Genomic DNA, 13,961 nt, shown 5'->3' with positions numbered 1-13,961 from the left:
TCAGTTGCCCTGGCCACCCATGCGGCCGAGGCGCTCGATCATCGCAGCCTCCGCGGCCGGCAGGCGCGCCGCGACCTGCGCTTCGCGCACGGCATCGCGTTCGCGCTGCGCGCCGGCCCACACCGAGCCCGGAAAATGGCTGTCGTCCGCGAAGCGCGCGATCACGTGCCAATGCAGGTGCGCCACCATGTTGCCGAGCGCGGCCAGATTGATCTTCGCCGGCTGCAGGTGCTCGCGCAGGCACTGCTCGACCACCGCCACGGCCTCCATGCACAGCACGCGGTCGGCCGTGTCGAGGTCGGAGAACTCGGGCGCATGCGCGGTCCACACGACGCGGTAGAAGGCCGGGAAGCCCGCCTCCTGCGCATGGATCACGCGCAGCTTCGCGCCCTCGAACACGAGACGCCCGCCGGGCCCCTCGCACAGTACGCAGCCTGGGACCGCGCTCACACCAGCACCCGTTCGATGCCGCCCTGGTTCGCGGCCGCCACGTACGCGGGCATCCAGTCGGCGCCGAGGATCTTGTTGGCCATCTCGACCACGATGTAGTCGGCCTCGAGCAGGCCGTTGTTCAGGTCGCTGCCGTAGCGCGACAGGCCCTGCAGGCAGCTCGGGCAGCTGGTGAGGATCTTCACGTTCTCGCCGGCGCCGATCTTGCCGCCGTCGCGCAGCGCGGCCTCGCCCTTCTTCAGTTCCTCTTCCTTGCGGAAACGGATCTGCGTCGAGATGTCGGGCCGCGACACGCCCAGCGTGCCCGACTCGCCGCAGCAGCGGTCGTTCTTGAGCACGTTGTCGCCGACCAGCGCCTTCACCGTCTTCATCGGGTCCTGCTGCTTCATCGGCGTGTGGCAGGGGTCGTGATAGAGGTAGCCGGCGCCGCCGGCGTCACCCAGGGTGATGCCCTTCTCGAGCAGGTACTCGTGGATGTCGATGATCCGGCAGCCCGGGAAGATCTTGTCGAACTGGTAGCCCTGCAGCTGGTCGTAGCAGGTGCCGCAGCTCACCACCACGGTCTTGATGTCGAGGTAGTTGAGCGTGTTCGCCACCCGGTGGAACAGCACGCGGTTGTCGGTGATCATCTTCTCGGCCTTGTCGAACTGGCCGCTGCCGCGCTGCGGATAGCCGCAGCACAGGTAGCCCGGCGGCAGCACCGTCTGCACGCCCGCATGCCAGAGCATGGCCTGCGTCGCCAGCCCCACCTGCGAGAACAGCCGCTCCGACCCGCAGCCCGGGAAATAGAACACCGCCTCGGTCTCCGAGGTCGTGGCCTTGGGGTTGCGGATGATCGGCACGTAGTCCGCGTCCTCGATGTCGAGCAGTGCGCGCGCCGTCTTCTTCGGCAGGTTGCCCGGCATCTTCTTGTTGATGAAGTGGATCACCTGCTCCTTGATCGGCGCCGGTCCGAGCGAGGCCGGCGGCGCCGCCGTCTGCTTCTTCGCGAGGCCGCGCAGCAGGTCGTTGGCCATGCGCTGCGCCTTGAAGCCGATGCCCACCATGCCCGCGCGCACCGCCTTGATGGTCTGCGGATTGGTCGCGTTGAGGAAGAACATCGCGGCCGCGTTGCCGGGGCGGAAGCTCTTCTGCCCCATCTTGCGCAGCAGGTTGCGCATGTTCATCGACACGTCGCCGAAGTCGATCTTCACCGGGCAGGGCGTGAGGCACTTGTGGCACACCGTGCAGTGGTCGGCCACGTCCTCGAACTCCTCCCAGTGCTTGATGCTCACGCCGCGCCGGGTCTGTTCCTCGTAGAGGAAGGCCTCGACCAGCAGCGAGGTCGCGAGGATCTTGTTGCGCGGGCTGTAGAGCAGGTTGGCGCGCGGCACGTGGGTGGCGCACACCGGCTTGCACTTGCCGCAGCGCAGGCAGTCCTTGACGCTGTCGGCGATGGCGCCGATGTCGCTCTGCTGCATGATGATCGACTCGTGCCCCATCAGGCCGAAGCTCGGCGTGTAGGCATTGGTCAGGTCGGCATGCAGCGACTGCGCGCCGGCACCCGGCTCGCGCAGCAGCTTGCCCTTGTTGAAGCGGCCTTCGGGATCGATGCGCTGCTTGTATTCGGCGAAGGGCCGCAGTTCCTCGTCCGACAGGAACTCGAGCTTGGTGATGCCGATGCCGTGCTCGCCCGAGATGACGCCGTCGAGCCGGCGCGCCAGCTTCATGATGCGCGCGACCGCCTCGTGCGCGGTCTGCAGCATCTCGTAGTTGTCGCTGTTGACCGGGATGTTGGTGTGCACGTTGCCGTCGCCCGCGTGCATGTGCAGCGCGACCCACACGCGGCCCTTGAGCACGCGCTTGTGGATCGCCGTGCACTCGGCCAGGATCGGCGCGAAGGCCGCGCCCGCGAAGATCGCCGACAGCGGCTGGCGCAGCTGGGTCTTCCAGCTCGCGCGCAGCGAATGGTCCTGCAGCTGCGGGAACAGCGCATCGACCTCGTCGAGCCAGCCGGCCCACAGCGCGCGCACCTCCTGCAGCAGCGCCACGGCCTGCGCCACGCGGTCCTCGAGCAGCTCGGCCGAGGGGATCTCGTTGGCGTCGTCGGTCTTGCCCAGCGGCAGGTTGCCGTGCACGAAGAACTTCTCGAGCTCGTCGACCAGCGCGAGCTTGTTGCGCAGCGACAGCTCGATGTTGATGCGCTCGATGCCGTCGCTGTACTCGGCCATGCGCGGCAGCGGGATCACCACGTCCTCGTTGATCTTGAAGGCGTTGGTGTGGCGGCTGATCGCGGCGGTGCGCTTGCGGTCGAGCCAGAACTTCTTGCGCGCCTCGGGGCTGATGGCGATGAAGCCCTCGCCGCTGCGCGAGTTGGCGATGCGCACCACCTCGGAGGTGACGCGCGCCACCGCGTCGGCATCGTCGCCCGCGATGTCGCCGAACAGCACCATCTTCGGCAGGCCGCCGTGCTTCTTCGACTTGGTGGCGTAGCCCACGGCCTTCAGGTAGCGGTCGTCGAGGTGCTCGAGGCCGGCCAGCAGCACGCCCGAGCGCTTCTGCTCGGCGAACATGAAGTCCTTGATCTCGACGATGCTGGGCACCGCGTCCTTGGCGTTGCCGAAGAACTCGAGGCAGACGGTGCGCGTGTGCGCCGGCATGCGGTGCACCACCCAGCGGCAGCTCGTGATCAGGCCGTCGCAGCCTTCCTTCTGGATGCCCGGCAGGCCCGAGAGGAACTTGTCGGTCACGTCCTTGCCGAGGCCTTCCTTGCGGAAGGTGCGGCCGGGGATGTCGAGGCGTTCGATGCGCAGCGGCGTCTTGCCGTCGGCCGCGAAGTACTGGAGCTCGAACAGCGCGCTCTCGGCGTCGTGGATCTTGCCGAGGTTGTGGCCGATGCGCGTGACCTCGAGCCATTCGGCCTGCGGCGTGACCATGCGCCACGAGGCCAGGTTGTCGAGCGCGGTGCCCCACAGCACGGCCTTCTTGCCGCCGGCGTTCATCGCGACGTTGCCGCCGACGCACGAGGCCTCGGCCGAGGTCGGGTCGACCGCGAACACGTAGCCCGAGCGCTCGGCCGCGTCGGCCACGCGCTGCGTGACCACGCCGGCCTCGGTCCAGATGGTGGGCACGGGGGCCTCGAGGCCCGGCAGCGCGACCAGCTCGACCTCGGTCATCGCCTCGAGCTTCTCGGTGTTGATGACCACGCTGTTCCAGGTCAGCGGGATCGCGCCGCCGGTGTAGCCGGTGCCGCCGCCGCGCGGAATGATGGTCAGGCCCAGCTCGATGCAGCCCTTGACCAGCAGCGCCATCTCGGCCTCGGTGTCGGGGCACAGCACGACGAAGGGGTACTCCACGCGCCAGTCGGTGGCATCGGTGACGTGGGCAACGCGCGAGAGGCCGTCGAACTTGATGTTGTCCTTGGCCGTGAGCCGGCCCAGCACACGCGTGGCCTTGCGGCGCAGCGCGGCGATGTCGCGAAACAGGGTGTCGAAGGCCTGCACGGCCTCGCCGACGCGGGCCGTGAGCTCGCCCACGAGCTGGTCGCGCGGCAGGTCGCTGTCGGGCGTGCGGCGCTTCTGCACCTCGGCCAGGCGATGCCGCAGCGCATCGACCAGCAGGCCGCGGCGGCGCGGGTTGTCGAGCAGGTCGTCGATCAGGTAGGGGTTGCGCTGAACGACCCAGATGTCGCCGAGCACCTCGTAGAGCATGCGCGCCGATCGGCCGGTGCGGCGCTCGGCGCGCAGCGTCTGGAGCAATTCCCAGGCGCGCTCGCCCAGCAGGCGGATCACGATCTCGCGATCGGAGAAGCTGGTGTAGTTGTAGGGGATCTCACGCAGTCGTGCAGGCTCTGCGGCCTGCGACAGCAGCGCGTTCAACGCGGTCGGAGCATTCATCGGGGTGGGGCCTCGGCCGGGCGCCACGCGTCCATAGCCGGGGTAGGGATTTTAGGTCAGGGCCAGGGTTCGTGCCCTGGCGCCGACGCGTGTCCCTCTGGCACTGCCGGCGCGCCGGCCGGCATCAGCGCAACGCGATCAGAACAGCACGCGGCTGCGGATCGTGCCCTGCACCTTCGCGAGCTTCTCGAGCGCGAGGTCCGAGGAGGCGGCGTCGATGTCCATCACCACGTAGCCGATCTTCTCGTTGGTCTGCAGGAACTGCGAGGAGATGTTGATGTGGTTGTCCGAGAAGATCTTGTTGATCTCCGACAGCACGCCCGGCACGTTGCGGTGCACGTGCAGCAGGCGGTGCTTGCCCGGGTGCGCGGGCAGCGCCACCTCGGGGAAGTTGACCGACGAGGTCGAGGTGCCGTTGTCGCTGTACTTGACCAGCTTCTCGGCCACTTCGAGGCCGATGTTGGCCTGCGCCTCCATCGTCGAGCCGCCGATGTGGGGCGTGAGGATCACGTTGTCGAGTCCGCGCAGCGGCGACTGGAACTCGTCCTTGTTGCTGCGCGGCTCGACCGGGAACACGTCGATGGCGGCGCCCAGCAGCTTCTTCTCCTTCAGCGCGCCGGCCAGCGCGTCGATCTCGACCACGGTGCCGCGCGAGGCGTTGATCAGGATCGAACCGGGCTTCATGGCCGCGATCTCGGCCGCGCCGATCATCCATTGTGTGGCCTGCGTCTCGGGCACGTGCAGGGTCACGATGTCGCTCTGCGCCAGCAGCTGGTGCAGGTCGCGCACCTGGCGCGCATTGCCCAGCGGCAGCTTGGTGACCACGTCGTAGAAGGCCACGTGCATGCCCCAGGGCCTCGGCCAGCACCGACAGCTGCGCGCCGATCGAGCCGTAGCCCACGATGCCCAGCGTCTTGCCGCGGATCTCGAAGGCGTTGTCGGCCGACTTGAGCCAGCCGCCGCGGTGCGCCACCGCGCTCTTCTCGGGCACGCCGCGCAGCAGCAGGATCGCCTCGGCCAGCACCAGCTCGGCCACCGAGCGGGTGTTGGAATAAGGCGCGTTGAAGATCGCCACGCCGTGCTCGCGCGCGGCCTCGAGGTCGACCTGGTTGGTACCGATGCAGAAGCAGCCGGCGGCCACCAGCTTGTAGGCGGCCGCGAACACCTCGGCGGTCAGCTGGGTGCGCGAGCGGATGCCGAGGAAGTGCACGTCGGCGATCTTGGCCTTGAGCTGCTCGTCGGGCAGCGCGCCCGGCAGCGACTCGACGTTGGTGTAGCCCGCCGCATGGAGCACCTCCACGGCCGAGGGGTGGATACCCTCGAGCAGAAGAAACTTGATCTTGCTTTTGTCGAGGGAGGTCTTGCTGCTCATGCTGCTGCTCGCGGTAGCCCCGGCCATGGCAACAGGCTAGGCCGAAAAAGGGAGGGCGATGCTAGCATGGTGCAGCGCAGCAAGCAGGGGCCCCGCGCGCGAGCGCCCTGTCGTCCAAGGGGGTTTCCCCGGGTTTCTCGACGTGTGCACTCCGTGCGACAAAGCCGCAGAACCGTCACGTATGTAACCTAACATCGACGGTTTTACTTACTTTTCCCTACAGGAGTCTTAATGCGCTTCAAGACGCTCGCCATCGCCTCTACGCTGGCTGCCGCTCTGGCCGTGCCAGCCCTCGCCCAGGCCCAGACCGAAATCCAGTGGTGGCACTCGATGGACGGCGCCCTCAACGACTGGGTCAACGACCTCGCCAAGCAGTTCAACGAGAGCCAGAAGGACTACAAGGTCGTGCCCACCTACAAGGGCGAATACGACCAGTCGATGGCCGCCGGCATCGCGGCCTACCGCTCGGGCAACGCGCCCGACATCCTGCAGGTGTTCGAAGTGGGCACCGCCACCATGATGTATTCCAAGGGCGCCATCAAGCCCGTGGCCGACGTCATGAAGGAAGGCGGCCAGAAGTTCGACCCCAAGGCCTACATCCCCGCGGTGGCCGGCTACTACACCGCCCCCAACGGCCAGATGCTGTCGTTCCCGTTCAACAGCTCGACGACGGTGTTCTATTACAACAAGGACGCCTTCAAGAACGCCGGCCTCGACCCCGAGAAGGCACCCGCCACCTGGCCCGAAGTGGTCTCGGCGGCCGCCAAGCTCAAGGCCAGCGGCAACCAGTGCCCGTTCACCACCTCGTGGATGAGCTGGGCCCAGCTCGAGAGCTTCTCGGCCTGGCACAACACCTCGTACGCCTCGAAGAAACAACGGCTTCGGCGGCCTCGACGCCCGCCTGGAATTCAACTCGCCGCTGCACGTGCGCCACTTCGAGAACCTGTCGAACATGTCCAAGCAGGGCCTGTTCGTCTACAAGGGCCGCGCCAGCAAGCCGATCACCTCGTTCACCTCGGGTGAATGCGCGATGTTCATCGGCTCGTCGGCAGCTACGCCAGCGTGAAGCGCGACGCCAAGTTCAAGTTCGCCGAATCGGCGCTGCCCTACTACCCGGACGTGCAGGGCGCACCGCAGAACACGATCGTCGGCGGCGCCAGCCTGTGGGTGATGTCGGGCAAGCCGGCCGCCAACTACAAGGGCGTGGCCGCGTTCTTCACCTTCCTGTCGAGCCCCAAGGTGCAGTCGGAAAGCCACATGCGCACCGGCTACCTGCCGATCACCACGGCCGCCTACGAGCTGACCGAGAAGGCCGGCTTCTACAAGGAAAACCCCGGGCACCGACGTCGCGGTGAACCAGATGATCAAGAAGACCACCGACAAGTCGCGTGGCGTGCGCCTGGGCAATCTGCCCCAGATCCGCGCCATCGAGGACGAGGAAACCGAGCTGATCTGGACCGGCAAGAAGACCCCGAAGGAAGCGCTGGACAGCGCCGTGAAGCGCGGAAACGAACTTTTGGTGAAATTTCAGGCCGCAAACAAGTAAGCTCCGACCCCGGACCGGCGCGAACGAATGTTCGTTTCGGTTCGTTTTACCCGCCACAAGCCAGGCTGACCCGTGCAGTCCTGGCTGTTTGCTTATTTAGTGTGTCCGTGACCTGAACGCCCTGCCCCATGGAAAAACGCGTCATCTTCGTTCGAACTGGCTGCCCTGGGCATTGCTGGCGCCGCAACTGTTCATCGTCGGCGTCTTCTTCTTCTGGCCCGCGGGCCAGGCGCTGGTGCAGTCGCTGCAGCAGCAGGACGCCTTCGGCAACTCGATCACCTGGGTGGGGCTGGAGAACTTCGAGGCGCTGTGGAACGACAGCACCTACATGGCCTCGTTCCACACGACCATCGTCTTCTCGGTGCTGGTGACGGTGCTGGGCCTGAGCATCGCCCTGGTGCTGGCGGTGTTCGCCGATCGGGTGGTGCGCGGCACGCGCTTCTACCGCAGCGTGCTGATCCTGCCGTACGCGGTCGCCCCCGTCGTGACCGGCCTGCTGTGGTCGTTCATGTTTTCCTCCTCGATCGGCATCGTGGCCTACTGGCTCAAGAAGATCGGCTTCAACTGGAACCACCTGCTCAACGGCGACCACGCCATGGCGCTGGTCGTGATGGCCTCGGTCTGGAAGCAGATCTCCTACAACTTCCTGTTCTTCCTCGCGGGGCTGCAGTCGATCCCGAAGTCGCTGATCGAGGCCGCCGCCATGGACGGCGCGCGCCCGATGCGCCGCTTCTGGACCATCCAGTTCCCGCTGCTGACGCCGACCACCTTCTTCCTGCTGGTGATCAACATGGTGTACGCCTTCTTCGACACCTTCGCGATCATCGACGCCACCACCCAGGGCGGCCCCGGCAAGGACACGGCCACGCTGGTCTACCGCGTGTACTTCGACGGCTTCCGCGGCATGGACTTCGGCGGCGCCGCCGCACAGTCGGTGGTGCTGATGGTGATCGTCATCGCGCTGACGGTGGTGCAGTTCCGCTACGTCGAAAAAGAAGGTCCAGTACTGATGACCGCCCCCGATGCACCCCTTCTACCCCGCCCGCCGCGCGGCCACCGCCACGGAGGCCCGCCATGGTTGAGCGCCGTCCCTCGCTGGGCATCCTCGCCCACGTGATCATGATCATCGGCGTGCTGCTGGTGATGTTCCCGATCTACCTGGCCTTCATCGCCTCCACCCATACGCCGCAGGAAATCATGCAGGCGCCGATGCCGATCCTGCCCGGCAGCAACTTCTTGGAAACCTACAAGGCGGCGCTGACCGGCGGCGGACGCACCAGCGCCAACGTGTCGGTCGCGCGGATGATCTGGGTGAGCACGGTCATCACGCTCGTCATCACCTTCGGCAAGATCAGCATCTCGCTGCTGTCGGCCTTCGCGGTGGTGTATTTCCGCTTCCCGCTGCGCGGCCTGTGCTTCTGGCTGATCTTCATCACGCTGATGCTGCCGGTCGAGGTGCGCATCGGCCCGACCTACCAGGTCGTGGCCAGCCTCGGCATGATCAACAGCTTCGCCGGCCTCTCGATACCGCTGATCGCGTCGGCGACCGCCACCTTCCTGTTCCGGCAGTTCTTCCTGACGGTGCCCGACGAGTTGGTCGAGGCCGCGCGCGTCGATGGCGCCGGGCCGATGCGCTTCTTCGAGGACATCCTGCTGCCGCTGTCGAAGACCAGCATCGCGGCGCTGTTCGTGATCCAGTTCATCTACGGCTGGAACCAGTACCTGTGGCCGCTGATCGCCGCCACCAGCGAGGACATGTACCCGATCGTCGTCGGCATCAAGGCCATGATCGGCAACGGCGAGTCGCCCGTCGACTGGAACGTGGTGATGGCCACCGCCGTGCTGGCCATGCTGCCGCCCGCGGTGGTCGTGGTGCTGATGCAGAAGTGGTTCGTCAAGGGCCTGGTCGATACCGACAAATAAAACGCTGAACTGAAAACATGGCTGCCATTTCCCTACGCAACGTCATCAAGCGCTACGGCCACGGGCCCAAGGCCAACCAGGTCATCCACGGCGTGAGTGCCGAGATCGCCGACCACGAGTTCGTCGTCATCGTGGGCCCTTCGGGCTGCGGCAAGTCCACGCTGCTGCGCATGGTGGCCGGCCTGGAGGAGATCTCCGCCGGCGAGATCGCCATCGGCAACCGGGTGGTGAACCAGCTCGAGCCCTCCGAGCGCGACATCGCGATGGTGTTCCAGAACTACGCGCTCTATCCGCACATGACGGTGTTCGCGAACATGGCCTACGGCCTGAAGATCGCGAAGGTGCCGGTGGCCGAGATCAAGGTGCGCGTGGACAAGGCCGCGAAGATCCTCGAACTGGGCCACCTGCTCGAACGCAAGCCGCGCGAGCTCTCGGGCGGCCAGCGCCAGCGCGTGGCCATGGGCCGCGCCATCGTGCGCCAGCCGCAGGTGTTCCTGTTCGACGAACCGCTGTCGAACCTCGACGCCAAGCTGCGCGCCCGAGACCCGCCTCGAGATCCAGAAGCTGCACCGCGAGCTCGGCATCACCTCGCTGTTCGTCACCCACGACCAGGTCGAGGCCATGACGCTGGCGCAACGCATCATCGTGATGAACGGCGGCGTGATGGACCAGTTCGCGACGCCCGAGGAGGTCTATTCGCGCCCCGCCACCACCTTCGTCGCGAGCTTCATCGGCTCGCCGCCGATGAACCTGCTGCGCCACGCGCCGGGCGTGCGGCCGGGCCAGATCCTGGGCATCCGCCCCGAGCACATGGCGCTCGACGAGAGCGGCTGGTCGGTGCAGGTCGAGCAGGTCGAACTGCTGGGCGCCGAGCGCCTGGTCTACGGCCGCATCGGCGACGAGCAGATCATCATGCGCACCGACGAGGCCGACCGGCCGCCGATGGCGGGCGACACCGTGAAGATCGCCGCGCGCGAGGACAAGCTTCATTGGTTCGACGCCGGTTCGGGCAAACGCACCGAATGAGCACGCCCTGGCCCTATCCGCGCTGGATCGCCCACCGCGGCGCCGGCAAGCTCGCGCCCGAGAACACGCTCGCGGCCTTCCGCTTCGGCGCCGCGCACGGCTATCGCATGTTCGAGTGCGATGCCAAGCTCAGCGCCGACGGCGTGGTGTTCCTGATGCACGACGCCACGCTCGAGCGCACCACCAGCGGACGCGGCATCGGCGGCCAGAAGCCCTGGCGCGAACTCGCCCAGCTCGACGCGGGCGGCTGGCATTCGCGCGCCTTCGCGGGCGAACCGCTGCCCACGCTCGAGAACCTCGCGCGCTTCTGCCTGGCCAACGGCCACCTGCTGAACATCGAGATCAAGCCCACGCCGGGCACCGAGCGCGAAACCGGCGAGGCGGTGGCGCGGCAGGCCGCGGCGCTGTGGCGCGATGCGGCCATTCCCCCGCTGCTGACCTCGTTCCAGGTCGATGCGCTGAAGGGCGCGGTCGCCGCGGCGCCCGAACTGCCGCGCGGCCTGCTGCTCGACACGCTGTGGAGCGGCTGGCTCGAGACCGCGCGCGAACTCGGCTGCGTGGCCATCGTCTGCCGACCACGCGCTGTGGGACGCCGCGGTGGTGGCGCAGGTGCACGGCGCCGGCCTTCGCGCGCTGAGCTACACGGTCAACGACGACTGGGCCGCGCAGCGCCTGATCGAACTGGGCACCGACGGCATCATCACCGACCGCGTCGATCTGTTCAGCCCCGCGCGCTGAACGCAAATCCGTCACATGCTGTGACGCGCCGCGAAGCCGGGCCTTCAGGTACGGCTTCTATGATGCGCGCATGAGCTGGACCTCCCGTCTCGCGGCCTTCCTGATGGCCGCCCTGCTGCTGTGCGGCACCGCCTTCGCGCAGCAGGACCCCGATCTCGCGCCCGCGCCGCCCGCGCCCACCGTGGCCGAGCTGCGCGCGCTGCTCACGAAGATCGACCAGAGCACCGACTCGGCCGAGGATGCGCGCAGCCGGCTGACGCAGATCAACGCGATCGGCGCGCAGGCCGACAAGTTCGTGGCGGCGCGCACCGGCGAACTTGACGACCTCAACGCGCGCCTGGGCGAACTCGGCAACCCGCCCGCGGCCGGCGCCAGCGAAGACCCCGACATCACGCGCCAGCGCGCGCGCCTGACCAAGGAGCGCAACGCGCTCGACGCCGACATCCGGCTCGCCAAGCTGCTGGCGATCGACGTGCGCCAGCGCGGCACCGACCTGCTGACGCAGCGCCGCGCGGTGTTCGAGGCCCAGCTCACCGAGCGCGCGGCCTCGCCGCTGACCGGCGAGTTCTGGAGCGACCTGCAGGAGGCCTGGCCCGACGACATCGATCGGCTGCAGGCCATGGCGGCGAGCGTGCAGACGGGCCTCGCCACCGCCTTCGGCGGCGAGGGCCGCGCGCTGGTGATCGCGGCGCTGGTCGGCGCGCTGCTGCTGGCCTTCGCGGGCGTCTGGGCCGCCGAGCACGGCCTGACCCGGCTCGCGGTGAAGCTGCTGCCCGCCGGGCGGCTGCGGCGCTCGCTGCTGGTGATCGCCATCGTCGTCGCCCACGTGCTGCTGGTGGCGCTGGCGGCGCACGGCTTCGTCTACGTGCTCGAGCAGCACGCGGGCTGGGCGCCGCAGGCGCGCAAGGCGATGCTGTCGCTGGCGCAGGCGCTGGTGTTCATGGCCTTCGTGATCGGCCTAGGCCGCGCGCTGCTGGCCATCGGCCGGCCGTCGTGGCGGCTGCCGCCCATTCCCGACAGCATGGCCGCGCGGCTGGCGGCCCTGCCCTGGCTGGTGGCGCTGGTGGCGGCCCTGGCCTGGGCGCCGGCCGAGATCAATGCGCTGGTCGACGCCAGCCTCTCGGCCGTGGTCGCCACGCACGTGCTGACCGCGCTGCTGCTGACCGCGCTGGTCGGCGCGGTGCTCTACCGGCTCAAGGCGCTGCGCGCCGGCGCGCCCGAGGAGGGCCTGCCCGAGCGGCCGATGTGGGTCGGCATCCTGGTGGCGCTGATCGCGATCCTGATGATCGTGATCTGGGTGCTGGTGGCCGTGGGCTACGTGGCGCTCGCGAGCTTCCTGGCCTCGCAGCTGACCTGGAGCGGCATCGTCGCCACCGCGTTCTACGTGCTGTTCAAGTTCGCCGACGACGTGTTCATGGCCACCGTGTCGTCGCGCAGCGGCTTCGGCCAGCGGCTGCAGAAGAGCTTCGGCCTGGCGCCGCAGACGCTGGACCAGATCGCCACCGTGCTGTCGGGCCTGAGCCGTGTGGCGCTGTTCTTCTACATGCTGATCGCGCTGGCCGCGCCGCTGGGCACCAGCCCCGGCGAGGTGTTCCAGCGCAGCGGCAAGTTCGGCACCCGGCGTGAAGATCGGCGAGTTCCAGCTCGTGCCGGGCGCGATCCTCAGCGCGGTGGCGGTGCTGGCCGTGGGCTTCGTGATGCTGCGCATCTTCAAGCGCTGGCTGGCCGCGAGCTACCTGCCGACCACCAAGTTCGAGCCCGGCATGCAGAGCTCGATCAGCACCCTGCTGGGCTACGTGGGCGGCATCCTGGTGATCGCGTTCTCGCTCTCGGCCCTGGGCATCGGCGTCGAGCGCATCGCGTGGGTGGCGAGCGCGCTGTCGGTGGGCATCGGCTTCGGCCTGCAGGCGATCGTGCAGAACTTCATCTCGGGCCTGATCCTGCTGGCCGAGCAGCCGGTGAAGGTGGGCGACTGGGTGGTGTTGGGCACGGCCGAGGGCGACGTGCGGCGCATCAACGTGCGCGCCACCGAGATCCAGCTCGGCGATCGCTCCACGCTGATCGTGCCGAACTCGGAATTCATCACCAAGACCGTGCGCAACATGACGCTGGCCAACGCCGAGGGCCGGGTGCTGATCCGCCTGCCGATGCCGCTGACCACCGACGCGCAGAAGGTGCGCGACCTGATCCTCGAGGCCTGCAAGGCGCACGAGGGCGTGCTCGAGACGCCGGCGCCCTCGCTCACGCTCGAGGGCATCGAGAACGGGTTGCTGATCTTCCAGGCGATCGCCTACGTGGCCAGTCCGCGGCTGGCCGGCGGCGTGCGCAGCGACCTGCTGTTCACCATCCTCGACGCGCTGCGCCAGGCCGACCTGCCGATGGCGACGCCCACGCTGGTGATGGCGGCCGCGCCGGCGGCCCCCTCGGCGCTCTCGACCGCGCCCTCGCCGGTGCCCTCCTCGCCGGCCTCGCCGCTGCCGGGCGTGCAGGGCTGAAGGCCGGCTGCGCCCGGGTCAGTTCAGCGGCAGGGTGGTCGTGCACTTCACCTCGTTGAGGCACACGCTCGAGCGCACGGCCGACACGCCCGGCATGTGCATCAGCGTGTCCATCAGGAACTGCGACAGCGAGTGCAGGTCGCGCGCGACCACCTTGATGACGTAGTCGAAGTCGCCGGTGACCGAATAGCACTCGAGGATCTGCGGCAGATCGGCCACCAGGTCCTGGAACTTCGGCAGCTCGCCGATGTGGCCGCGCGCCATGGTCACGTGGATGAAGGCGATCACGCCGAGCCCCACCTGGCGCGCGTCGAGCCGGGCCGCGTAGCCGCTGATGAAGCCCATCTCCTCGAGCCGCCGGTGCCGCCGCAGGCACTGGGCCGGCGACAGGTTGGCCACTTCGGAGAGTTCGAGGTTCGATGCACGGCCATGGGCCTGCAAGTGGTCGAGGATCTTTCTGTCGATGCGGTCGAGCGTGATCTCGTGCAATTTCGTCTCCTTCAAATCCCGATGACCGCAATCATATTTCTCGAAAG

Annotated in this window: 5 protein-coding genes and 6 pseudogenes; 7 read left to right on the top strand and 4 right to left on the bottom strand. The window is 67.9% G+C overall.

Going from position 1 to position 13,961, the window contains the following annotated elements; genetic code table 11:
* The 3 genes and pseudogenes from ACHMXE_RS17565 to serA all read right to left on the bottom strand — a co-directional run bounded on the left by ACHMXE_RS17565 (position 1) and on the right by serA (position 5,697).
* Entirely contained in the window at positions 1-450 is a 450-nt protein-coding gene (locus ACHMXE_RS17565; protein ID WP_395350375.1) for an HIT family protein, read from the bottom strand.
* A complete protein-coding gene (locus ACHMXE_RS17560; RefSeq protein WP_395350374.1) occupies positions 447-4,325 on the bottom strand; it encodes a DUF3683 domain-containing protein in 3,879 nt (1,292 codons plus the stop codon). The genes ACHMXE_RS17565 and ACHMXE_RS17560 overlap by 4 nt, the downstream gene beginning before the upstream one ends.
* Before the next feature lie 138 nt (positions 4,326-4,463).
* Positions 4,464-5,697 (bottom strand): annotated as a pseudogene (gene serA / locus ACHMXE_RS17555) (phosphoglycerate dehydrogenase).
* A gap of 231 nt (positions 5,698-5,928) precedes the next feature.
* On the opposite strand from serA, the pseudogene ugpB reads away from it, so the two are divergent.
* The 7 genes and pseudogenes from ugpB to ACHMXE_RS17520 all read left to right on the top strand — a co-directional run bounded on the left by ugpB (position 5,929) and on the right by ACHMXE_RS17520 (position 13,425).
* Positions 5,929-7,243 (top strand): annotated as a pseudogene (gene ugpB, locus ACHMXE_RS17550) (sn-glycerol-3-phosphate ABC transporter substrate-binding protein UgpB).
* 128 nt (positions 7,244-7,371) lie between these two features.
* Positions 7,372-8,253 (top strand): annotated as a pseudogene (gene ugpA, locus ACHMXE_RS17545) (sn-glycerol-3-phosphate ABC transporter permease UgpA).
* 64 nt (positions 8,254-8,317) lie between these two features.
* Positions 8,318-9,166, top strand: a complete 849-nt coding sequence (gene ugpE / locus ACHMXE_RS17540; protein ID WP_395350373.1) for a sn-glycerol-3-phosphate ABC transporter permease UgpE — start codon at positions 8,318-8,320, stop codon at positions 9,164-9,166.
* Positions 9,167-9,183: 17 nt separating this feature from the next.
* A pseudogene (ugpC, locus tag ACHMXE_RS17535) lies at positions 9,184-10,192 on the top strand (sn-glycerol-3-phosphate ABC transporter ATP-binding protein UgpC).
* Positions 10,189-10,930 (top strand): annotated as a pseudogene (gene ugpQ, locus ACHMXE_RS17530) (glycerophosphodiester phosphodiesterase). Before ugpC ends, ugpQ begins: the two co-directional pseudogenes overlap by 4 nt.
* Positions 10,931-11,000: 70 nt before the next feature.
* Positions 11,001-11,498, top strand: a pseudogene (locus tag ACHMXE_RS17525) (DUF3772 domain-containing protein); the annotation flags it as partial.
* Positions 11,499-12,627: 1,129 nt separating this feature from the next.
* Entirely contained in the window at positions 12,628-13,425 is a 798-nt protein-coding gene (locus ACHMXE_RS17520; protein ID WP_395352706.1) for a mechanosensitive ion channel family protein, read from the top strand.
* An 18-nt stretch (positions 13,426-13,443) separates the two neighbouring features.
* On the opposite strand, the gene ACHMXE_RS17515 is transcribed toward ACHMXE_RS17520, so the two are convergent.
* On the bottom strand, positions 13,444-13,914 hold the full coding sequence (locus ACHMXE_RS17515) for an Lrp/AsnC family transcriptional regulator (protein ID WP_209541745.1): 471 nt from the start codon (positions 13,912-13,914) through the stop codon (positions 13,444-13,446).
* Positions 13,915-13,961: the final 47 nt, after the last annotated feature.

Origin of the sequence: Variovorax sp. UC122_21 (assembly GCF_044056785.1) — a bacterium.
GTDB lineage: Bacteria > Pseudomonadota > Gammaproteobacteria > Burkholderiales > Burkholderiaceae_C > Variovorax.
Note: the sequence above shows the minus strand (reverse complement) of the source record. Positions and strands in the feature narration are given on the sequence as shown.

Coding starts and splice junctions, on each gene's coding strand:
- ACHMXE_RS17560 (WP_395350374.1), bottom strand. CDS start 4,325: ATGAATGCTCCGACCGCGTTGAACGCGCTGCTGTCGCAGGCCGCAGAG.
- ugpE (WP_395350373.1), top strand. CDS start 8,318: ATGGTTGAGCGCCGTCCCTCGCTGGGCATCCTCGCCCACGTGATCATG.
- ACHMXE_RS17520 (WP_395352706.1), top strand. CDS start 12,628: ATGCTGCGCATCTTCAAGCGCTGGCTGGCCGCGAGCTACCTGCCGACC.